The 21,596-nt window shown below is 69.6% G+C and carries 18 protein-coding genes; 12 read left to right on the forward strand and 6 right to left on the reverse strand.

Annotated elements, in window-relative coordinates:
- Nucleotides 1-130: 130 nt before the first annotated feature.
- Both ACFRAQ_RS35215 and ACFRAQ_RS35220 read right to left on the reverse strand, forming a co-directional pair.
- The gene (locus ACFRAQ_RS35215) at nt 131-517 is read right to left on the reverse strand and encodes a hemophore-related protein (RefSeq protein ID WP_357282520.1); all 387 of its coding nucleotides are present in this window, start codon (nt 515-517) and stop codon (nt 131-133) included.
- A gap of 118 nt (nt 518-635) precedes the next feature.
- Nucleotides 636-2,762: an AMP-binding protein gene (locus ACFRAQ_RS35220; protein WP_379107389.1), complete on the reverse strand. Its 2,127-nt coding sequence runs from the start codon at nt 2,760-2,762 to the stop codon at nt 636-638.
- A 341-nt stretch (nt 2,763-3,103) separates the two neighbouring features.
- Between ACFRAQ_RS35220 and ACFRAQ_RS35225 the strand changes: the two genes are divergently transcribed.
- The 6 genes from ACFRAQ_RS35225 (at nt 3,104) to ACFRAQ_RS35250 (ending at nt 11,205) form a co-directional block, all read left to right on the forward strand.
- Nucleotides 3,104-7,159 (forward strand): ATP-binding protein, encoded by a 4,056-nt coding sequence (locus ACFRAQ_RS35225; RefSeq protein ID WP_379107390.1) that lies wholly within the window; start codon nt 3,104-3,106, stop codon nt 7,157-7,159.
- Nucleotides 7,156-7,569, forward strand: a complete 414-nt coding sequence (locus ACFRAQ_RS35230; RefSeq protein WP_029930951.1) for a roadblock/LC7 domain-containing protein — start codon at nt 7,156-7,158, stop codon at nt 7,567-7,569. The genes ACFRAQ_RS35225 and ACFRAQ_RS35230 overlap by 4 nt, the downstream gene beginning before the upstream one ends.
- Nucleotides 7,570-7,576: 7 nt before the next feature.
- Nucleotides 7,577-7,951: a DUF742 domain-containing protein gene (locus tag ACFRAQ_RS35235; protein ID WP_033085504.1), complete on the forward strand. Its 375-nt coding sequence runs from the start codon at nt 7,577-7,579 to the stop codon at nt 7,949-7,951.
- Entirely contained in the window at nt 7,932-8,534 is a 603-nt protein-coding gene (locus tag ACFRAQ_RS35240; RefSeq protein WP_174391578.1) for an ATP/GTP-binding protein, read from the forward strand. The genes ACFRAQ_RS35235 and ACFRAQ_RS35240 overlap by 20 nt, the downstream gene beginning before the upstream one ends.
- 149 nt (nt 8,535-8,683) lie before the next feature.
- Nucleotides 8,684-10,228, forward strand: a complete 1,545-nt coding sequence (locus ACFRAQ_RS35245; protein WP_379107391.1) for a carboxyl transferase domain-containing protein — start codon at nt 8,684-8,686, stop codon at nt 10,226-10,228.
- A 119-nt stretch (nt 10,229-10,347) separates the two neighbouring features.
- Nucleotides 10,348-11,205, forward strand: a complete 858-nt coding sequence (locus ACFRAQ_RS35250) for an aldo/keto reductase (protein WP_379107392.1) — start codon at nt 10,348-10,350, stop codon at nt 11,203-11,205.
- A 4-nt stretch (nt 11,206-11,209) separates the two neighbouring features.
- On the opposite strand, the gene ACFRAQ_RS35255 is transcribed toward ACFRAQ_RS35250, so the two are convergent.
- The gene (locus ACFRAQ_RS35255; RefSeq protein WP_379107393.1) at nt 11,210-12,352 is read right to left on the reverse strand and encodes an NAD(P)-binding domain-containing protein; all 1,143 of its coding nucleotides are present in this window, start codon (nt 12,350-12,352) and stop codon (nt 11,210-11,212) included.
- Nucleotides 12,353-12,434: 82 nt separating this feature from the next.
- Between ACFRAQ_RS35255 and ACFRAQ_RS35260 the strand changes: the two genes are divergently transcribed.
- The 4 genes from ACFRAQ_RS35260 to ACFRAQ_RS35275 all read left to right on the forward strand — a co-directional run bounded on the left by ACFRAQ_RS35260 (nt 12,435) and on the right by ACFRAQ_RS35275 (nt 17,051).
- Nucleotides 12,435-13,160: an enoyl-CoA hydratase gene (locus tag ACFRAQ_RS35260; protein ID WP_379107457.1), complete on the forward strand. Its 726-nt coding sequence runs from the start codon at nt 12,435-12,437 to the stop codon at nt 13,158-13,160.
- A 41-nt stretch (nt 13,161-13,201) separates the two neighbouring features.
- Nucleotides 13,202-14,323 carry an MBL fold metallo-hydrolase gene (locus tag ACFRAQ_RS35265; RefSeq protein WP_379107394.1) on the forward strand — a complete coding sequence of 374 codons (1,122 nt, stop codon included), beginning with the start codon at nt 13,202-13,204 and terminating at the stop codon, nt 14,321-14,323.
- 35 nt (nt 14,324-14,358) lie between these two features.
- Nucleotides 14,359-14,646, forward strand: coding sequence for an antitoxin (locus ACFRAQ_RS35270; RefSeq protein ID WP_379107458.1), 288 nt, complete (start codon nt 14,359-14,361; stop codon nt 14,644-14,646).
- A gap of 131 nt (nt 14,647-14,777) precedes the next feature.
- Complete coding sequence (locus tag ACFRAQ_RS35275; RefSeq protein WP_379107395.1) at nt 14,778-17,051, forward strand: ATP-dependent DNA ligase; 2,274 nt, start codon at nt 14,778-14,780, stop codon at nt 17,049-17,051.
- Here the strand turns inward: ACFRAQ_RS35275 and ACFRAQ_RS35280 are convergent.
- Together ACFRAQ_RS35280 and ACFRAQ_RS35285 are read right to left on the reverse strand one after the other, a co-directional pair.
- Nucleotides 17,048-17,692 carry a cysteine hydrolase family protein gene (locus ACFRAQ_RS35280; RefSeq protein ID WP_379107396.1) on the reverse strand — a complete coding sequence of 215 codons (645 nt, stop codon included), beginning with the start codon at nt 17,690-17,692 and terminating at the stop codon, nt 17,048-17,050. The two genes, ACFRAQ_RS35275 and ACFRAQ_RS35280, sit on opposite strands and share 4 nt — an antisense overlap.
- 72 nt (nt 17,693-17,764) lie before the next feature.
- Entirely contained in the window at nt 17,765-18,766 is a 1,002-nt protein-coding gene (locus tag ACFRAQ_RS35285) for an SDR family oxidoreductase (protein WP_379107397.1), read from the reverse strand.
- Nucleotides 18,767-18,852: 86 nt separating this feature from the next.
- Here ACFRAQ_RS35285 and ACFRAQ_RS35290 point away from each other — a divergent pair, with 86 nt between their 5' ends.
- Nucleotides 18,853-19,470, forward strand: coding sequence for a TetR/AcrR family transcriptional regulator (locus tag ACFRAQ_RS35290; protein WP_379107398.1), 618 nt, complete (start codon nt 18,853-18,855; stop codon nt 19,468-19,470).
- 7 nt (nt 19,471-19,477) lie between these two features.
- Here the strand turns inward: ACFRAQ_RS35290 and ACFRAQ_RS35295 are convergent, their stop codons facing one another.
- Nucleotides 19,478-20,116: a YitT family protein gene (locus ACFRAQ_RS35295; RefSeq protein ID WP_379107399.1), complete on the reverse strand. Its 639-nt coding sequence runs from the start codon at nt 20,114-20,116 to the stop codon at nt 19,478-19,480.
- Between the two features lie 241 nt (nt 20,117-20,357).
- Here ACFRAQ_RS35295 and ACFRAQ_RS35300 point away from each other — a divergent pair, with 241 nt between their 5' ends.
- On the forward strand, nt 20,358-21,587 hold the full coding sequence (locus ACFRAQ_RS35300) for a lipase family protein (RefSeq protein WP_379107401.1): 1,230 nt from the start codon (nt 20,358-20,360) through the stop codon (nt 21,585-21,587).
- The last annotated feature ends 9 nt before the right edge of the window (nt 21,588-21,596 follow it).

The raw sequence follows: 21,596 nt of genomic DNA on the forward strand, positions 1-21,596 counted from the left end.
ACCACACCCTCATGGTCGTCGCCGCCCTGGAGTGTCGGTCCCGCTGCGACCATTGCCCCGCCGCTTCGCGCGGGGGGGGTTGGGTGGTGGGCCCCCGGGGGGGCCCCACCACAGTATTGCCTGGCGGAGGTCAGTAATTGTGGCAGGAATCGGCGACCTGCTGGATCGTGGCGGCGATTCCACCGGCCCGCGGGTCGGAGGCGGCCTGGTTGGCGGCGTCCGGGTTGTCGCGCAGGTACTGGTCGAGCTCGGCCTGGCGCTCGGCGGGGGAGAGGTCGAACTTGGCCTTCAATTCCGCCTTGTAGCCGGGGTTCTGGTCGAGGTACTGGGCCAGCATCGGGGACTTGTCGTGCAGGGCGGCGTCCACCTGGGCGAAGCTGCAGGTGGAGTTCAGGAGCGGCGCAACCAGATCCGCCGGGGAGGCGGAGGCGGTGGCGGGCGCGAAGGCGAGGGCGACGGCGGCGACCGCACCGGCTCCGAAGAGCACACCGGCACGACGATTACGGACGAAGCTCATACAGCGACCTTCTTCTCAGTAGGCACAGCAACGGGGCGCGCGCGATTCCCGCGCGCCCGACCGACGCTAAACGACCGCTCTAGGAAGTCGATGAGCCAATTCTGAAAAGACTCTGAGGCTAGCCCGAGGCGGCTTGATCCCCGGACTGAGCGGCCGGATCGGCGGCGGCCGGGTCCGGGCGGCGGATCGGAGTGGTGGCGACCGCGGCCTCGGCGGCGGCGATGCGCTCCTTGTCCTCCATCAATGTCACCGCGTCGCGGATCTGCTTCTCCAGTGTGGGCAGCATGGCGGCGTCGTCGATCGTCGGCGGCACCTCGAAGGACTCACCCGAGGCGATCTGACGCATGGTGCGGCGCAGGATCTTTCCCGACCGGGTCTTGGGCAGCGAGGTCACCGCGACCACGTCGTAGAGGGTGGCGATGGCCCCGACCCGCTCCCGCACCCGGTCGATGATCTCCGCGCGCAGCCGCTCGGGCTCGATGTCGACGCCGGTCTTGAGCACCACATACCCGATCGGCCGCTGCCCCTTGAGCTCGTCCGGAATGCCGACCACCGCGGTCTCGGCCACGGCCGGATGACCCGAGATGGCCGCCTCGATCCCGCCCGCGGACAGCCGGTGCCCGGCCATATTGATGACGTCGTCGCTGCGGCCCAGGACGAACAGGTAGCCGTCCTCGTCGAAATAGCCGGAGTCGCCGGTCAGATAGTGGCCGGGGTAGGCGGACAGATAGGAGCGCTCGTACCGCTCGTCGTCCTTCCACAGCGTGGTCAGTGTGCCGGGCGGCAGCGGCAGCCCGATGACGATATTGCCCTCGGTGTTCGGGGCGACCGCGTTGCCCTCGGAGTCCAGCACCCGCAGCCGGTACCCCGGCACCGGCACCGACGCCGAACCGGGCTTGATCGGGAGCTGCTGGAGTCCGAGCGGATTCGCGCAGATGGGCCAGCCGGTCTCGGTCTGCCACCAGTGGTCCACCACCGGGCAGTCGGGGTGGTCGGCGAGCAGGGTGTCCACGGTCCACTCGTAGGTGGCCGGGTCCAGGCGTTCCCCGGCGCAGAACAGTGCCCGCAGGCGGGACAAATCGTGCTGATGGGCGAGCGCCGCGTCCGGGTCGGCGCGGCGGATGGCCCGCAGCGCGGTCGGAGCGGTGAACATCACATCCACCTGGTACTCGTCGACCAGGCGCCAGAAGGTGCCCGCGTCGGGGGTCCCGATCGGCTTGCCCTCGTAGAGCACGGTGGTGGCCCCGACCAGCAGCGGCGCGTAGACGATGTAGGAGTGCCCGACCACCCAGCCGATATCGGAGGTGGTGAGCATGGTCTGCCCCGCGCCGACCTCGTAGATATTGCGCATGGACCAGGCCATGGCGACCGCGTGGCCGCCGTTGTCGCGCACCACGCCCTTGGGTTTCCCGGTGGTGCCGGAGGTGTAGAGGATATAGAGGGGATCGGTGGCGGCCATCGACACCGGATCGGCCGGTTCCGCCCCGATCTGCGCCTCGTCCCAATCGAGCCACCGGGCCACCACGGTCTCGGAGGAGGCGGGCAGCGAGTCGGTGGCGGCCTGCTCGGCCGGAAAGCGAATGGTGGGGAAGCCGTCTCGCTGCTTGACCAGCACGGTTCTCGGGGCGGTGGTCTCGGCGAGGTCGAGGGCGGCGAGCACGATGGGCGGGTATTCGATGCGGCGTCCGGGTTCCAGGCCGCCGGAGGCCGTGATGATCAACACAGGTTCGGCGTCGTCGATGCGGGCCGCGAGTTCGTGGGCGGCGAAACCGCCGAAGACCACCGAGTGCACCGCGCCGATCCGGGCGCAGGCCAGCATGGCGATCACGGCTTCGGGAATCATCGGCATATAGATGACGACGCGGTCACCGGTCTTGACGCCCAGTCGCAGCATGGATCCGGCAAACCGGGCGACTTCGTCGAGCAGCTCCCGATATGTGTAAATCTGCCTGGACCCGGTCATAGCCGAGTCGTATATTAGGGCCGGTTGTTGGGCGCGACCCCCCTCCTGGCCCTCGAAAGAGCCTTCGGGGGTTGTGATCTCGCGCACATGCCGATCCAGCGCATTGTAGGAGGTGTTGAGGCGAGCGTCGGGAAACCACCGCGCCGTCGGGCGGGCAGCGGTATCGAGAATCTGGGTGGGAGACACGTCCCAGCTGATGGATTCGGCCGCGGTGCGCCAGAACTCCGAGGGATCGACCAGGCTCAGCTGATACGCCGGTCGGTACTCCTGCTTAGCGTTCAACCCGGTGACTCCCTAGCTCCGACTTGTGTCCTGAGAAGCGCTGAAGATGCCCGCCTCGATAGATCAGCCTGATTGTGGCAGACTTCACGCGACGTCCGGGCGGGCGCCGCGACCTTTGATTTTGCCTGGAATTGGCAGGTCAGGGATCGGTGGTTGCCAAGAGGTCACACAAGAAGTTATTGATCCGTTAGAATCGCATGTCACATATTTCGGCCGTCATGGACGCAATTTCTCGGCCAGCCGCCGTTCTCGGTCAGCTCCGTCTGTCGAGCCGAGCGTGCGATCGCTCGGAGGCTCGCTGATGGCGCGTGGCTGGGGCCAGTTTGGAAAGTGAGTGGGAGATGCGTGACGCCGCTAGGTCCGGCAGCAATAAGCGCTGGGCGCTGAGCAACTGGGACCTGCGATGGAAGGTCACGGCGGTCCTCGCCGTGCCATTGTTGGTCGCTGTTGTGCTGGGTGCGTCCAGGATCTCGGCGGAGTTCGCCGATTCGAGCAGGCTCTCGACGGCGACCGACCACGTCGGGGTGATCCCGGCGATCACCGGTCTCAGTGCGGACGCGGCGCAGGTGGCCAGTGGCCAGATGGTCATGCTGGGCCCGAACCAGTCCTTGACCTCTGATCCGGAACTCACTCAGCTGGACACCGCGATCTCGTTCGCCGAGAAGGCCGCGAGCCGCCTGAGTGATCTCCCCAACGCCCGTTCCTCGCTGGACGAGATGATCGTGGGCGCCAAGGCGATCCGGGCGCAGGGCCTCGCGCCCTCGAAGTCGATTCCCGACACCGTCGCCCAGGTCGAGCGGATTCGTGGCGACAGCGTGCGCACGGTGGAGTCCATCGTGGCGACCATCGCCGACAAGAACGTGGACCAGTCCAAGCTGCGCCTGGTCGACTCGCTGAACACCCGATGGATGCTGTTCAACGAGGTCGCCGGCATGGCGGAGGCGCTACGCAGCAACCCGAAGGATGGCCTCAAGGACATCCAGATCAGTGTCAGCACCGAGCGGCAGATGCTGGCCGTGCTGGCCCACCGCTTCCCGGACGGCGACGCGACCATCGCCGATCTGCAGCGTGGCGCGGACACCCGCGTGCAGCTGGTGAACGGCCCGCAGGCGCTGGCCGGTCAGCTGCCGGTGGCCGAGCTGAAGGACTCGCTGGTCGCGAGCATCAACGGCTATCAGTCGATCGCGGCGGGCGCGACCAAGGACATCGTGTCCCGAGTCGACGACCTGGCGGCGGCGGCCCGTTCGGACGCCATCCGCTACTCGATCATCGTGATCGCCACCATCCTCGGCGCCCTGGCGCTGGCCGTGCTGATCGCGCGCGCGATGATCGTCCCGCTGCGCCGTCTGCGCCTGGCCGCCCTGCGCGTCGCCGAATACGACCTCGGCCAGGAAGTCTCCGCGCTGCGTGAGGGCGCCGACCCCGAAGACGTTCCACTGGAACCGATGCCGGTGCACACCGACGAAGAGGTCGGACAGCTGGCTCGCGCCGTCGACGACATCCACGGTCAGGCGCTGCGCCTGGCCGCCGACCAGGCCGCCATGCGTACCCAGGTCAACGACATGTTCGAGACCCTGGCCCGGCGCTCCAAGTCCCTTGTCGACCATCAGCTCTCGCTCATCGAGGCGATGGAGTACGACGAGAAGGACCCGCGCCTGCTCGAGAACCTCTTCCGTCTCGACCACCTCGCCGCCCGTATGCGGCGAAACGGCGACAACCTGCTGATTCTGGCCGGCACCAAGCAGCGCCGGACCAAGTCGGCGCCGGTCGAGATCGCCGACGTGCTGCGCGCCGCCATCTCCGAGGTGGAGGACTACGAGCGCGTCAAGCTGGGCGCCACCCCGCGCGGTTCGCTGGTCGAGCCCGCCGCGTCCGACCTCGCGCACCTGTTCGCCGAGCTCCTGGACAACGCGCTGCGCGCTTCTCCGCCGGAGACCGACGTCAAGTTCACCTTCGCCCAGGCCCACGATCAGGGTCTGCTGATCGAGGTCGCGGACCGCGGTATCGGTATGCCCCCGGCCGAGATGGCCGAGATCAACCGGCGACTGGAGGCCGTGGCCGAGGTCGGCCCGGACACCGCGCGCCACATGGGTCTGTTCGTGGTCGGCCGTCTGGCCGAGCGCCACGGCCTGACCGTGCGCCTGCGCCCGACCTTCGACACCGCCCGGGATCCGGGTGTGACCGTCACCGTGCACGTGCCCAAGCCGCTGATCGTCTCGCCGGGTGGCGTCATCTCGGTGCCGCCGCAGCAGGGCCAGCAGCAGCCGGCTCCCGCCCCGGCCCCGACGGCGTCCGCGCCGCAGGGTGCGGGCAACCAGGCCGGAGCCCCGGCCTCCATGCAGATGCGCGCGGTCACCCGCACGGCGACCGGCAATGTGATGGTCACCGTGGATCCGGGTGTGAGCGGGCCGATTCCGGCGGGCACGGCGGCGGGCGCCGCCCCGAGCCCGGCTCCGGCTCCGGCTCCGGCGCCTTCCGCCCCCGCGCCGGCCGCGGCCAGTGCCGCCACCGGTCTGCCCACCCGTCAGCCGGGTGCGCAGGTGCCGGGTGGTCTGCCGACCCGTCAGCCGGGTGTGAACGGCCCGACCGTCAAGCACACCGTCTCGGCGCCGGGCGGCGCGAGACCGGGACTACCCCAGCGGGATCCGGGTGTGAACGGTCCGTCCGCGCCCGCCGACCGCCCGGGGTCGAACCTCCCGCAGCGCGGCCAGGGCGAGCCCCCGGCGCAGCCGCGGGGCGGCCTCGCCGCCAATATGCTCAAGCGTCAAGGTGCTCCGGGCGGCATGCCGCCGCGACCGGGCGCACCGGGGGAGCCGGGACCCGCGCCGCGTGGTCCGGGGCAGGGGGGAGCGCCGCAGCCGGGTCAGACCGGTGCGATGCCGCAGCGCAATCCCTCTGTGGGTCTTCCGCCGTCGCAAGCGCGGGGAGGCGGAGCGGACTCCGCGCCGGGCGCTGCTCCGGCCGGGCCGACTGGCCTGCCGACCCGTCAGCCGGGCGCCAATGGCGCCCCCGGCCGTGAGGCCGGTCTGGGTCAGCCGCAGCGTTCCGCTCCCAGCGGTATGCCGCAGCAAGCGCGGGGTGGCGGAGCGGAGCCGGGTGCGAACGGTGCTCCCGCGCCGCGTGGAGCGGACTCGGGTCCGACCCGCCGGGAGCCCGCCGCCGGTGGTCTGCCGCCGCGTGACGCTGCCGCCGGTGGTCTCCCGCAGCGTGACTCTGCTGCCGGTGGTCTCCCGCAGCGTGATTCGGCCGCTGGTGGTCTGCCGACCCGTCAGCCCGGTGCCAATGGCGCTCCGGCGCAGCGTGGTCCGGGAGCGCCCGGTGGTCTCCCGCAGCGCGGAGCCGCGCCGCAGCGTGACGGGTCCAATGGTCTTGCCGCACAGGATTCGGACAGGCAGGGTCTGCGTCCGCGGGACGGTCTCGCCCCGCGTGACGGTGGTCTGCCCCAGCGTGATGCCGCTCCCGGTGGTCTGCCGCAGCGTGATTCGGCCGCGGGCGGTCTGCCGCAGCGTGGTCCGGGTGGCCTGCCGCAGCGGGACAGCGGTCCTGCCGCCGGTGGTCTGCCCCAGCGCGACGGTGGCCCCGCCGCCGGTGGTCTGCCGCAGCGCGATGGTGGTCTGCCGCAGCGTGGCTCGAACGGCCTGCCGCAGCGGGATTCCGGTGGCGGCTTGCCGCAGCGTGGTCCGGGTGCCGGTCAGCCGCAGCGCCCGGCCGCCGCGGGTGCCGATTCGCTCTCGGGTGGTCTGACTCAGCGTGATCCGTTGAGTGGTCCGCTCCCGCAACAAGCGCGGAGAGGCGGAGCGGATCCGTTGAACGATCCGCTGCCGCAGCGGGACGGTGGTCTGCCGCAGCGCGGCGCCACCGGTCTGCCGCAGCGGGATCCGGGCTCGGTGTTGCCGCAGCGTCCGTCCCCGATTCCGGGTGTGGGTCTGCCGCAGCGCGGTGACGACGGCGTCAAGGAGCCAGGACGCCACAGCTTCCGGTCGAATCCGGCCAAGGCGGCCTCGTTCTTCCAGACGCGTTTGCAGCCGACGGACGCCCCCGGTGACTCGATCATGGGCGGCACGCCGATCTTCGCGGAGATGATGTCGGCGTGGCTCTCCGATCCGAACGCCGATCGGTCCCAGGTGGCCTCGTCCTTCGAATCACCGGGCGACGAGGGCTGGCAGGCCGCACACCGGGTCAGCCAGTCGGCGCCGGAGAAGCGGACGGCCGCCGGTCTGCCGCAACGTGATCCGGGTAACCGACTTGTGCCCGGCGGTGTGAACGGAAACGCTGACAAGGCGGCCCACCGAGACCCAGAATCCATCAGGTCAAGTCTGAGTCGCCACCAGAAGGGCGTCCGGGATGGCCGCGCGATGCAAGCTATGAACCTAACCGGAGATAAAGGAGACCGATGAACCCCGATCTAGGTGGTACGAAGCGTCAGCTGGATTGGCTGGTTTCGAACTTCGCCAATGAGGTTCCCGGCGTTGCGCACGCGGTCCTGGTATCCGCCGACGGCCTGCTGATGGCCGCGAGCGCGCAGCTGCCCGTGGACCGTGCCGAACAGCTGTCCGCAGTGACCGCGGGGCTCGCGAGCCTCTCGGTGGGTGTGTCGAACTTGTTCGAGGGCGGCACCGTGTTGCAGTCGGTGGTCGAGATGGAACACGGCTACCTGCTGCTCATGGCTGTCGGTGACGGCTCGTATCTGGCGGTCCTGACCAACACCTCGTGTGACATCGGTCAGGTCGGATACGAGATGGCGTTGTTGGTCGAGCGAGTGGGCCAGACGGTTCAGGCCACACCTCGCGTCACGATGGGTTCCTGATGGCGGGATGGACATAGACAACGAACGCGTTGGGAGCGCCGAACCGAGCCTGGTTCGCCCGTATTCACTGACGGCCGGTCGCACCCGGCCGAAGGTGGAGCTCGCCTTGGAGGCGCTCGTCGCATCGCATCCGGTCGCCCTCGAGCGGCAGTTCGAACTCACCAATATCGAGACGTCAATCGTGGAGTTGTGCAGAGAATCGCCGTCGGTTGCCGAAGTAGCCGCGCGCCTGGGCATCCCGCTCGGTGTGGCGCGGGTGCTGGTCGCCGACCTCATCGATGCCGGACACGTGCGGGTATCGGCGACATTGAAAGACGATTCCAGCGACGATGAACGTCGCGAGCTGATCGAAAGGGTTCTCAGTGGACTCCGGCGTATTTGATTCGACGACACAGGTCGACACGCGCACCAGCAAGCCCACGTCGGCCAAGATCGTCGTGGCCGGTGGTTTCGGTGTCGGCAAGACCACCCTGGTCGGTGCCGTGTCGGAGATCGTTCCGCTGCGCACCGAGGCGTTGGTGACCAATGCCAGTGTCGGCGTGGACTCCCTGACCGGTGTCCCGTCGAAGGCCACCACCACGGTGGCCATGGACTTCGGCCGCATCAGCCTGGCCGACGACCTGGTGCTGTACCTGTTCGGTACGCCGGGCCAGTACCGCTTCTGGTTCATGTGGGACGACCTGATCAAGGGCGCCATCGGCGCGGTGGTGCTGGTCGACACCCGTCGGTTGGAGGACAGTTTCGCGGCCGTCGACTATTTCGAGGCGCGCAACCTACCCTTCCTGGTGGCCATCAACGAATTCGATGATGCGCCACGGTATCCGGTGGAGGACATCCGCCAGGCGCTGGCGGTGCCCGCGGACGTGCCGATCCTCTCGATCGACGCCCGTCGCCGGGAGCCGGTGAAGCAGGCTCTGGTCGCCGTGACCGAGTACGCCCTGCGCAAGGTCGTACAGGGTTACTGAGCTGTGTTGAATTGCGGCGGCTCCGCCGCCGCGGTTCGCGGCCCTCGTAACCCCGGCCCTTCCTCCTCCGCTTCGCTCCCCCTCCGTCAGTCCAGGCCGAGGCGGGCCGCGAACCGCGGGTGAGCCGTGTGTAGCTACTCTCATGCCTTATGACAGTCTCGGCGGCGGAGTTGCTGGGCGAATTGCTGGATCCCGGTTCCTTCGTGAGCTGGGATCGGCCACCGGTGCCGGTGGCGGCGTCGCCCGCGTATCGCGGGGATTTGCTGGCCGCCGCGGCAACGGCGGGCACCGATGAATCGGTGCTCACCGGGGAGGGGTTGCTGCGCGGACGGCGCGTTGCCGTGATCGCGTGCGAGTTCGCGTTTCTCGCGGGGTCGGTCGGGGTGGCCGCTGCCGAGCGGATCGTGTCCGCGGTGGAGCGTGCCACCGAGCTGGGCTTGCCGCTGCTCGCCTCACCGACCTCCGGCGGGACCCGAATGCAGGAGGGCACAGTCGCTTTCGTGCAGATGGTGAAGGTGGCGGGGGCGCTGGCCGTGCACAAGGCGGCGGGGCATCCGTATCTGGTGTATCTGCGCGATCCGACCATGGGCGGGGTGTTCGCGTCGTGGGGGTCGTTGGGGCACATGACTTTCGCCGAACCGGGTGCGCTGGTCGGCTTCCTGGGGCCGCGGGTCTACCAGGCGCTGTACGGGAAGAAGTTCCCGGAGGGCGTGCAGACGGCCGAAAACCTTTACCGCAACGGCGTTATCGACGGTGTCGTGCCGGTGTCGGTGTTCCGGCGCATCGTGCATCGGGCGCTCACGGTGTTGTGCGACGGTCCGGTCCCGCTGCCCGAAAAGGCCGGTGACGCAATGCCACCCGCGCTCGGGTCGGGTTCGTTTCCGGCGGGTCCGCAGGAGCGCGTCGCGGTGCTCGACACCGCTGAGGTGCACGCCTGGCAGACGGTGCTGATCTCCCGGCGCGGGGATCGTCCGGGCATTCGTGAGCTGCTGCGCCACGTGACCGACCGGGTTCCGTTGTCCGGCACCGGACAAGGCGAGCTGGATCGCACGGTGGTGCACGCCCTGGCCCGGTTCCGGGGTCAGCCGTGCATCGTGTTCGGCCACGACCGCGCGGGTCAGTCGCCGGAGCACACCATGGGTCCGGCGGCATTGCGGGAGGCGCGGCGCAGCATGCATCTGGCCGCCGAGCTGCGCGTTCCGCTGGTCCTGGTGATCGATACCGCGGGTGCGTCGTTGTCCCGGGAGGCGGAGGAACGCGGCCTGGCCCCCGAGATCGCCCGCTGCATCGCCGATCTCGTCACCCTGGACACCCCGACCGTCTCGGTGCTGCTGGGGCAGGGCACGGGCGGCGGCGCCTTGGCCCTCCTGCCGGCCGATCGGGTGCTGGCCGCCGCCAATGGCTGGCTGGCCCCCTTGCCGCCCGAGGGTGCGAGCGAGATCGTCTACCGCGACACCTGGCACGCCCCGGAACTGGCTGCCGCCCAGCGGATTCGGGCGGTCGACCTGCGCGAGGACGGCATCGTGGACCGGATCGTGCACGAGTATCCGGACGCCGCCGAGGAGCCCGCGGATTTCGCGCTGCGCATGGTGGAGGCAATCGCGGGCGAACTGGCCGGTCTGACTGCTCGCTCCCCGGCGGAGCTGCTCGCCGCCCGGCACCTGCGCTATCGGCGACTCGGCCTTCGAACGTAGTTCTCGTCACGTCGAACTTCCATGAAGCTGTCTATTTGCTGCCGCGGGGGCTCGACACGCGGATTTCGGTATAGAGCACTCGGTTGACGCCATGGACCTGCGCTTCTAACTTCGACATGGTGACGTACCGGTTCGAGGCCAGCGACATTCCAGCGATCGTGCTCAGTGATGGCCAGGTGATGCCCAAACTGGGGTTCGGCGTCTACAAGGTCGACGGCGACGACGGGGTCGGCACCATCGTCAAGGCCCTCGAACTCGGGTACCGCAGCCTCGACACCGCGGCCTTCTACGGCAACGAGGAGGAGGTGGGCCGCGCCGTCCACGAGTCCGGTCTGCCGCGTGAGGAGGTGTTCGTCACCACCAAGCTGTGGAACGCCGACCACGGCTACGACGCCACCCTGCGCGCCGTCGACGCCAGCGCCGAGCGGCTGGGTCTGGACGCCATCGACCTGTTCCTCATCCACTGGCCGGTGCCGTCCGCTGACCTCTACGTCGACACCTTCCGGGCCTTGCAGGCGCTCAAGCGGCAGGGCCGCGTCGTCTCGATCGGCGTCTCCAATTTCACCCGGGCGCACCTGGAGCGGGTGATGGCCGAGACCGGTGAGGTGCCCGCCATCAATCAGGTTGAGCTGCACCCGTATTACGCCCAGTCGGAGTTGCGCGCCTTCCACGCCGCGCACGGCATCGTGACCGAGGCGTGGAGTCCGCTGGGCCGCGGCGCGGAGTTCAATGATTCAGTGATCATCGCCCTCGCCGACAAGCTGGGCCGCACGCCGGCGCAGATCATCCTGCGCTGGCACATGCAGCTGGGGAACGTGGCCATCCCGAAGTCCAACACCCCGTCGCGGATGGCGGAGAACCTGGCCATCTTCGATTTCGAGCTGACCGGCCGGGAGATGACCCAGATCGCCGGTCTGGACAAGGGCGCGCGGCAGGGCGGCGACCCGGACGTCTTCGATATGGACGCGCCCGCCTGACGCCTCAGTTCTCCGCGTCGCCGTTCCGGTGGGTCGGAATGCCCAGGTACGAGGTCAGCTCGACGGCCGCCGCCCGGCCCGCGCGGTTCGCGCCGATGGTGCTGGCCGACGGCCCGTAGCCGATCAGGTGGATGCGCGGATCGGCCTCGACCCGGGTGGCGAGGCGACCGCCCATGGTGATGCCGCCGCCGGGCCCGCGCAGTCGCAGCGGGGCCAGATGGTCGAGGGCGCTGCGGAATCCGGTGGCCCACAGGATGACGTCGGCGCGCTGGAAGGCGCCGTCGGCCCAGCGGATTCCGTCGGGTTCGATGTGGTCGAACAGCGGTCGCCGTTCCAATGCCCCGCGGGCGCGCATGGCCCGCACCCGCGCGTCCTCGGGCAGCCCGGTCACCGACACCACCGATCCGGGTGGAAGTCCGCGCCGGACACGGTCTTCCACCATGGCCACCGCGGCGCGCCCGTCCTCGGGCGCGAATTGCCCGGAGCGGAAGACGGGTTCGCGGCGGGTCACCCACGTGGTGCCGGTGACCTGCGAGATCTCGTCCAGCAGTTGGATGGCGGTGATTCCGCCGCCGACCACCACGACCTGCTTGCCCTCGAATTCCGTTGCGGCGCGGTAGTCGTGGGCGTGCAGCTGGCGTCCGGCGAAGGTCTCCGCGCCCCGGTAGTAGGGGATGAACGGCTTGTCCCAGGTGCCGGTGGCATTGACCAGTCCGCGTGCGCGCACCGTCGCGCCGGGGTTGAGTTCGGCGTGCAGCAGCCCGTCGACCTCCTGGTTCGGGCAGGTGGCGGCGGTGGCGCGATCGCACACCACGGTCACCGAGATGGGCCGGTGCACGCGCAGGTCGAAGCGCTTCTCGTACAGCTCGAAGTAGTGCGGTACGGCGGTGGCGGCCTGCGCGTTGTCCGATCCGGCGGGCAGGGTCTCCTGGAACGACATGCCGGGCAGGTCGTGCACCCGGTTGACGGTGCTCAATGTCAGTGACGGCCACCGGAATTGCCACGCCCCGCCCGCGCCGGGGGAGTGGTCGACGATCAGGAAGTCCTGTTCGGGTCGCAGCCCGAGCCGCCTGAGGTGGTAGCCGACCGACAATCCGGCCTGTCCCGCGCCGATGACAAGGATGTCGACATCGGGTGTTGCGGTCACGGACCCGACAGTACGCCCACCTACAGTGAAAGCAGATCAATGGGTAGGCAGCCCGATGAGGTGGACAGTGGGGAAGGGACAGATGCTCGGAGTCAGCCGCGATGGCGAGGTCGTGACCATCGAACTGCAGCGTCCGGATCGCCGGAACGCCCTGAACGAGGAGCTCATCGGCCGCCTGCGCGCGGCCCTCGAGGAGGCCGCGGCCTCGGCGCGGGTGATCGTGCTGACCGGTCAGGGGCCGATTTTCAGTGCGGGCGCGGATCTGGACGGGGTGTATTCGGACAGCTTCCTGACCGGTCTGCTGGCCATGCTGCGCACCATCGAGACCATTCCGGTGCCGGTGATCGCGGCGATCAACGGGGGCGCGCTGGGCGCGGGCGTGCAACTGGCCCTGGCCTCGGACCTCCGCGTGATGTCACCGGATTCGTTCATCGCGGTCCCGGCCGCGAAACTCGGTATCTCCGTTGACCGTTGGACTGTGCGACGGCTGTCGTCACTGATCGGCGCCGGTCCGGCGCGCACGATTCTGCTGGGCGCCGAGCGGGTCCCCGCCGCGGACGCCTACAACTTCGGCTTCGCCAACAAGATCGGGACCCTGGCCGACGCGCAGGCCTGGGCCAAGCAGATCGCCGAACTCGCGCCGCTGTCGCTGCGGCATCTGAAGCTGGTCTTCAACGACGACGACACTCGCGGCCCCGACACCGCCGCGCAGAGCGCCGCCCTGGACGCCGCCTGGCAGAGCGCCGACGCGCAGGAGGCGCGCGCGGCTCGCCAGGATAAGCGGTCGGCGAAGTTCGAGGGCCGATGAACGGGGGGCGCGCGCAAGAGAATGCGCGGAGACTGGTGGGTATGGCAGCGGGCGCTTTCGGTCTTTCCTGGGTGGTTCGGGCGGCATGGGGGATTCCCTCGGCCATGGGTGCGTCGATCTCGGCGATCGCACCGACGGCGCGCGGGGCGACCACCTATCGCAATCGGCAGTTCCACAACACCGAACCGAGCAGTCAGCTCACCGGTTCCCCGCTGGAGCTGCTCTACCAGCTGGCAACCCAGCGCAATAACGGCCGCCCGTCCGGGACCATCCCGCTGGTGACGCCGGAACTGCCGGAGCAGGCCGGGGAACTGGCGGTGACCTGGTACGGCCACGCGACCTGCCTGGTCGAGGTGGACGGCTACCGGGTGCTGACCGATCCGGTGTGGAGCGAGCGGGTGTCGCCGTCGCCGCTGGTGGGCCCGGCCCGCCTGCATCCGGTGCCGTCGCCGTTGTCGGCGCTGCCGCCGCTGGACGCGGTGCTCATCTCCCACGACCACTACGACCACCTGGATCGCGACACCGTGTCCGGGCTGGTCGAGGGGCAGGACTGCGTGTTCATCGTGCCCGTCGGCATCGGCGCGCATCTGCGGCACTGGTCGGTGCCGGAGCACCGCATCGTCGAATTGGATTGGGCCGCCTCGGTTTCGTTGTCGGAGCTGCGGCGCGACCGCGGTGACGGCACGGACCTGGTGATCACTTGTTCGGAGGCGCGGCACTTCTCGGGTCGCGGCCTGGTGCGCAACACCACGCTGTGGGCGTCGTGGTCCATCGCGGGCCCGACCCGGCGGGTCTACTTCGGTGGCGACACCGGCTACACGAAGGCGTTCGCGGAGGCGGGCGCGCGCCTGGGCCCGTTCGACCTGACCCTGCTGCCCATCGGCGCCTACGACCGGCACTGGCCGGACGTGCACATGAACCCGGAGGAGGCGGTCCGCGCCCACGCCGACCTGTGTGTCGGCGACGCGGGCTTCGGGACGCTGGTGCCGATTCACTGGGCCACCTTCAATCTGGCCTTCCACGGCTGGTCGGAGCCGGTGCGGCGACTGGTCGAGGCGGCGGAGGCGGCCGGGACACGCATCGCCGTGCCGAAGCCCGGCCAGCGGATCGACCCGATTGGCCTCCCACCACGGGATTCGTGGTGGGAAGATGTTCGCCAATGACGGACCGAGAGTGAAGGAGCAGGGCTGTGAGTCTCATGGACACGCTCAAGGGCTTGGTCGGCAAGGGCAAAGAGGTGGCGGCCCAGAACGCCGAGAAGGTTGAGCGGGCGGTCGACAAGGCCGGCCAGGTGATCGACGAGAAGACCGGGGGGAAGTACTCCTCCCAGATCGACAAGGGCGCGGACGCGGTCAAGTCGGCGCTCGGGGCCGACACCGCCGAGGGCGCGGCGGCGGCCCCCGCGGCGGAGCCCGCGCCCGCCGAGGCGGCGGCCGAACCCGCCCCGGCCCCGGAAACCCCGGCAGGCGAACAGCCTCCGGCGTAGTCGTAGCGGTCATCCACGGGCCGTTCGGGAGTGGCGGGGAAGCTCCGCCGCTTGACCCGAACGGCCCGTTGGCTTTTCACGGGCCTTCCGGGTTGCCGGTTTTCGGCGGGTCCCGGCTCTAAACTGCTGTCATGGGGTCCCGCAGGGATTTCGGGGGCATCGAGGTTGGGCTGACCAACCTCGACAAGGTGCTGTACCCGGCCACCGGGACCACCAAGGGCGAGGTCATCGACTATTTCACCGCCATCGCCCCGGCCCTGCTGCCGCATATCGCGGAGCGGCCGGTGACGCGTAAGCGCTGGCCGAACGGCGTGGACGAGCAGTCGTTCTTCGAGAAGAATCTGGCCGAGCACGCGCCGAAGTGGTTGGAGCGACGCACCGTTCAGCATTCCGACCGCCCGGTCACGTATCCGCTCATCGACACCGTCGCGGGCATGGCCTGGCTCGGGCAGCAGGCCGCCCTGGAACTGCATGTGCCGCAATGGTGTTTCGACGGCCCCGAGGTCGGTGACATCACCCGGCTGGTCTTCGACCTGGACCCCGGGCCGGGCGCCGGACTGGCGCACTGTGCCGAGGTCGCGCTCATCCTCCGCGATGTGGTCCGTGAGGTGGGCCTACCGGCGTACCCGGTCACCAGCGGCTCCAAGGGAATTCACATCTACGTCCCGCTGGACCGCAGGCTCGGCCCGAACGGGACCTCGGCCGTGGCCAAGCAGGTCGCCACCAATCTGCAGCAGCTGCGCCCCGAACTGGTCACGGCCACCATGGCCAAGTCGGCGCGCGAGGGCAAGGTGTTCCTGGACTGGAGCCAGAACAATCCGGCCAAGACCACCATCGCGCCGTACTCGCTGCGCGGCCGCGCCCAGCCGTGGGTGGCCGCGCCCCGGTCCTGGGCGGAAATCGAGAAGCCGAAGAAACTGCGGCACTTGACCTTCGACGAGGTCCTGCGCCGCTTCGAGGACCAGGGCGACCTGCTCGACGGACTCGACGAAGCGGTGCCGCGACCGGATCGGCTCGATACCTATCGATCCATGCGCGACCCGGGCCGCACCCCCGAACCGGTGCCCCCGGGCGCGCCCGCGGACGGGCCGGGCGATCGTTTCGTCGTGCAGGAGCATCACGCCCGCCGCCTGCACTGGGACGTCCGGCTGGAACGCGACGGCGTGCTCGCCTCCTGGGCCGTGCCCAAGGGCCCGCCCACCGATACCGGCGAGAACCGGCTGGCCGTGCACACCGAGGACCATCCCATCGAGTACCTCACCTTCCACGGGACCATCCCGAAGGGCGAGTACGGCGGCGGCGAGATGACCATCTGGGATTCCGGCACCTACGAGACCGAGAAGTGGCGCGACGACGAGGTCATCGTGTGGCTGCGCGGGCAGCGGCTGACCGGGCGGTACGCGCTCATCCAGACCAATGGCAACCAGTGGCTCATGCATCTGATGAAGGATCAGACGCCGCCGGGGGGCACGGGGAAGGACGGCGCGGGGGCGCAGGCGGTTTCGACCCCGCGGACCCCCGCGCCCATGCCGCGCGGCGTCATGCCGATGCTCGCCACCGCCGGTGACGTGACCACGCTCGACGCGAAACAGTGGGCCTTCGAGACCAAGTGGGACGGGTTCCGGCTGATCGCCGAGATCGAGGACGGAACCGTGACCCTGCACAGCCGCGCCGGGCACGTCGTCACCGGGAAATACCCCGGCCTGGCCGTGCTCGGCGAGGAACTGTCCGGCCACTCCGCGGTGCTCGACGGCGAGGCGGTGGTCTTCGACGATCACGGCGGCGCGAATCTCGGCCTGCTGCGCGCGGATTCGGGCCGCGCGGTCTTCCTGGCCTTCGATCTGCTGTACCTGGACGGCACCTCGCTGATCCGCAAACGCTACGACGATCGGCGGCGCGTGCTGGAAGTCCTTGCCGGGCAGGCGCGTTCGCTGATCGTGCCGGAGCAGTTGCCGGGGTCCGGCGCGGACGCGTTGCGCTACAGCCAGGAGCACGGCATGGAGGGCGTGGTCGCCAAGCGGCGCGACTCGGTCTACCTCCCGGGCCGCCGCGGTCAGTCCTGGATCAAGACCCGCAATTGGCGGACGCTGTCGGTGGTGATCGGCGGCTACCGGCGTTCGGAGGCGCGGCAGTTCGCGTCCCTGCTGGTCGGCGTCCCGCATCAGGGCGAGCTGTACTACCTGGGCCGCGTCGGCACCGGGTTCGGCGAGCGGGAGATGAGCGATCTCGCCGACCGCCTGCGCCGGCTGGAACGCAAGACCAGCCCGTTCGACAACGAGCTCACCGCCGACGAGCGCCGCGACGCGGTCTGGGTGACGCCGAAGCTGACGGGCATGGTCCGCTTCCAGAACTGGACCGAGACCGGACGCCTGTGGCACCCGGCCTGGATCCCCGGTTCCGACTAGCTCGACTTCTCCAGCAACGGAATCAGGCTGTCGGAGTCGGTGACGATGGCGTGCCCCTGGAATTCGAAGTCCTCCCAGGCGCGCTGCTTGCCGGGCTCGTCGCGCCCGCCGACCCCGTCGCGGACGACGACCGGCACGAAGCCCAGATCGGTGGAGTGGCACACCGTCGGCGCGATCCCGATCTCCAGCGCGACGCCGACGATGGCGTAGGCCCCGATCCCGAGGTCACGCAGCGTCGAGGCGAGCGGGGTGCCCTCGAACGCCGACATCGACGTCTTGTCGAAGACGACCTCGCCGTCCTGCGGCCGCAGTTCCGGCACCAGCTGGAAGCCCGGGGTGTCGCGCTGCAGGATCGGGACCACCTCGTCGATGGAGTCCTTGCCCTGCCAGGTCATCGCCATCCGCATGGCGAAACTGCCCATGAGCCGCTTGGGTAGGAAGAAGTGCCGCAGGAAGATCACCGGGTAGCCGCCGCGCCGCGCGGCCTCGACCACGCGCACGACGCGCTCGGTGATCGCCGGGCCGTCCTCGAGCTGGCCCAGCACTCCGGCCTGCATGTCGTAGACGATGATCGCCATCTTGTCCGGTGCGCACACATCCTCGAGCGTCTCCGGAATCTCCACACCGTTGCCGCGCCGCATAAGCCCTCCGCAATCGCTTTCCGCCCCACCCTCTTTCGCCACCCTACGCCTGTGCGGAACGGCGCCGGACGGTCAGGCGGCCGCGGCCCGGCCGGGCTTGGGTGCGGGGACGAGCCCGAAGCGGACCAGGCTGTCGGCGGTGTCCAGCAAGGAGTCGGCGACCGGGCGCATGGTCCAGTTCAGTTCGCGGCGGGCCTTGTCCGCGCTGACGGTCTCCTTGCGGCCGAGGTAGCGGACGGCGGTGCGGGCGTCGGCGTTGAAGGCCGCGCTCAGCCGGACCAGCCAGTCGGGCAGGGCGCGAGTGGGGACCTGGTAGCGGCTCGCGAGCAGGCGGGCCATCTCGGGGAAGGCGATGCTGTCGCCCGCGCAGATGTACCGGTTGCCCGCGGCGCCGGGGGTTTCCATGGCGAGACGGTGGGCGACGGCGAGGTCGCGCACGTCGACGGTGGCGAAGTTGAGGCGCGGCACGCCGGGCATGCCCCCGGCGAGCAAGGCGCGGATGCCGTCCACGGAGGTGCCGGCTTCGGCGCGCAGGACGGGCCCGATGATCATGCCCGGATTGATCACGGCCAGTTCGAGTTCCGGGTGTTCGGCGGCGAAATCCCAGGCGGCGCGCTCGGCCAGGGTCTTGCTCTTGGGGTAGGCCTCGCAGGCCGCGAGATCGGACCAGTCGGCCTCGGTGAGCAGGCGGCCCTCGTGCCCGGCCTGGATGGCGGCGATCGAGGAGGTGACCACGACGCGTTCGACGCCACCGGCGGCGGCCGCGCGCAGCACGCGCAGGGTGCCGTCGACGGCCGGGCGGATCAGGTCGTCCTCGTGCTCGGGGGCGTCCGACGGGAAGGGCGACGCGGTGTGCAGCACGTATCGGCAGCCCGCGACGGCCGCCGCCCAGCCCGCGTCCGCGCCGAGATCGGCTTCGACCAGTTCGATGCCGGGCAGCAGCGCGGCCACGTCGGCGGCGCGGGCGGCCGAGCGGACCGTGCCGCGCACTCGATAACCCTGGTCGAGCAATTCCTGGATGACATGCCCCGCGACATACCCCGAAGCACCGGTGACGAGAACGAGATCGGACATCGCCGACTCCAATCTGAGCAGTGTTTAGAATCTAAACAATGTATAGATTGCGAGGCCGCGCGCCGTCAACCCCTTACGCTCATGCCATGCCGCCGACCAAGGACCGCTACCACCACGGAGACCTCCGCGAGGAACTACTGCGCGCCTCCCTGGAACTGATCGAGTCCGAGGGCCTGGCCGCCGTGAGCCTGCGAAAAGTCGCCCGCACCGCCGGCGTCAGCCCCGGCGCCCCCTATCACCACTTCGCCGACCGCGCCGCTCTGATGTCCGCCCTCGCCGCCCGCGGCTTCGAAATCCTCGGCGCGACAATGACATCCGCTCGCGACACCGCCCCCGACCCGCGCGCCGCCCTGATCGCCATGGCCAACCGCTACGTCGAGTTCGCCCGCGACCACGCCGCCTACTTCCGCATCATGTTCCGCCCCGAACTCTCCCAACCCGAGAAACATCCCGACACCGAGGCCGCCGGCGACGCCGCCTTCGCCGTCCTGGAATCCGCGGTCGCCGACGCCGTCGCCTCCGGTTTCCTCCCCGCCGCCGACGCCGAAACCATGGCCCTGGCCTGGTGGTCCCTCGCCCACGGCATGGCCTCGCTCACCGTCGACGGCAAATTCGCCCTTCGCGCCACCCAATCCGGCACCACCCCGGAAGCGCTGACCGACCGCATCACCCGCATCTTCGCCGACCTCATCGACCGGGGCTGAGCGTGATTCAGGCGACCATCGGCTCCGCCGCGGTGGCCGCTGACGTCGGGGATTCCGCCTCATGGAAGCCCGGCAGGTAGCGATCTACGAACGGGATCATCAATTGGATGAGGGGGCCGATGCCGAAGGCGTAGACCACGGTGCCGATGCCGACGCTGCCGCCGAGGACCCAACCTACGGACAACACGGTCGCCTCCAGGCCTGTCCGCACCAGCCATACCGGTCGTCCTGTGCGGCGGACCAGGCCAGTCATCAGGCCATCGCGTGGGCCCGGGCCCATGCCCGCGCCGATGTAGAGGACCGTGGCGATCGCGTTGAGGACGACGGCTGCGGCCATGGCGGCGACGCGGATCGGGAGGCCGTCGAGTTCGGGCAGGAGCCAGAGGCCGGCGTCCACCGAGATGCCGATGACCACGACATTGCTGACCGTGCCCAGACCTGGCCACTGGCGCAAGGGAATCCACGCCAGGAGGACGGCGGCGCCGGTGATCGCGACCACGGTGCCGAAGCTCAGGGGAACGTGGTCGGCTACGCCCTGATGGAAGACGTCCCACGGGTCCAGTCCGAGGGCGGCGCGGATCATGACGGACATGGAGAGGCCGTAGAGCCAGAGTCCGATGTAGAGGGCGAGGAGGCGGCGCGGCATTGGTCGAGCATGGCGGCAACTGGTATGCAAATGGTAGAGCCAGTTATAAAGAGCTGGACTTCTTGCTGGATATATCTTTTCGTGTGAGAAACCGCGCAACGCCGTAGTTACGGCGCGCGGGACGCCATTGACCGGGCCGGACGGCGGCAGTACCTTTTGGTTCTCCGATGCGCTGGAGTCATCAGGCGAACAGCAGGTCCGTGGGGTCCGGAGCGTCGGGAGGTCGGACGCTGGAGGCGTGATGCGGCGGGATGGCGCATGGTTCGGATCGGGGTGGCGGATCGGGCTGATCGGCGCGGCAACCCTCTGGGCGGTGGCGATCGCCGTGCCCGGTGCCAGCGCGGAGATTCCGGTTCCCGACGCCGATCCCTTCTATTCGACGCCAATCGATCTGGGAGAGTACGGAAACGGGACGATTCTCGATTCCCGGCCGATCGCCGTCCTGGGGCTGCCGCTACCGGTCGCGGGCTGGCAGGTGCGATACCGCACCACCGATTCCGCCGGGCAGGCCGCCGCCGACGTGGCCACGGTGATGGCTCCGCTCACCCCGTGGACCGGGCCCGGGGATCGTCCGTTGCTGTCGTATCAGATTGCCGAGGACAGTCTCGGAACCCGTTGCGCCCCATCGTTCGCGCTGGGCGGCGGCCGGGACCTCGCCATCACCAACACCCTGCTCGACGTGCCGTTCCTGGCCGAGGCGCTGCGCCGCGGCTGGGCGGTGGTGGTATCCGACTACGAGGGCGCGCAGTCCCGATTCTTCGACGGCGTCAACTCCGGCCGCGCGGTCCTGGACGGCGTCCGCGCCGCCAAAGCCTTTGCGCCGCTGGGGATCACCGATGCCAGCCCGCTCGGGGCCTGGGGATATTCCGGCGGGGCCTTCGCCACCCTGTGGGCCATGCAGTTGCGGGCGAGCTACGCGCCCGAGCTCTGGTTCGCCGGCGTGACCTCCGGCGGCGTCCCGGCCGGTATCCCGGCCATCGCCCGTGGCGTGGACGGCAGCGTGCAGGCCGGACTCGGGGTGCTCATCCTGATCGCCATGACACGCAACGATCCCGACTTGGCGGACTCGCTCAATGACAGCGGCCGCGCGCTGATCACACAGGAATCCGCTTCCTGCGGTAGCGATCTCGTGGCTCACCACGTGTTCCGGCGCATCGACGACTACTCGGCGATCCCGGACATCCTCGGCAGCCAGGCCTTCCGGTCCGTCACCGATCGCCAGGAACTGGGTGGCTGGGCGCCGGACGTCCCGCTGTACCTGTATCACAGCAATTCCGACGACGTGATCCCGTCATCGGGCTTCAGCGACCTCGTCGACCGCTACTGCGCGCTGGGCGCGACCCTCACCGCCGTGCACTCGGGCATCCCGGGCCACAACCCGGCGGCGGTGGGAGAAGCCTGGGGCGCCATGAACTTTCTGACCGACCGCTTCGCGGGCGAGCCGGTCACCGCCGGGTGCACCGTGCGCTGAGGCGCGGCG

This window comes from Nocardia sp. NPDC056611, assembly GCF_042792755.1.
GTDB lineage: Bacteria > Actinomycetota > Actinomycetes > Mycobacteriales > Mycobacteriaceae > Nocardia.